Raw genomic sequence first — 233 nt, 5'->3', positions numbered from 1 at the left:
TTGTGCAATTTGTTGGTTTTGTTGGGTTTTGTACCCGGTGCCGGATGCGATGCTGGCGCATCTTATCCGGCCTGCGGATTGTGCAATTTGTTGGTTTTGGTGGGTTTTGTACCCGGTGCCGGATGCGATGCTGGCGCATCTTATCCGGCCTACGGGTTGTGCAATTTGTTGGTTTTGTTGGGTTTTGTACCCGGTGCCGGATGCGATGCTGGCGCATCTTATCCGGCCTGCGG

1 protein-coding gene is annotated in these 233 nt (G+C 54.5%); it reads left to right on the top strand.

All coding sequences use genetic code 11. From position 1 onward, the window contains the following. The coding region (locus BEA93_RS26020; RefSeq protein WP_236942917.1) for a hypothetical protein at window positions 1-233 on the top strand (233 nt) is incomplete at both ends.

This window comes from Escherichia sp. MOD1-EC5950, assembly GCF_002965345.1.
GTDB lineage: Bacteria > Pseudomonadota > Gammaproteobacteria > Enterobacterales > Enterobacteriaceae > Escherichia > Escherichia marmotae.
Note: the sequence above shows the minus strand (reverse complement) of the source record. Positions and strands in the feature narration are given on the sequence as shown.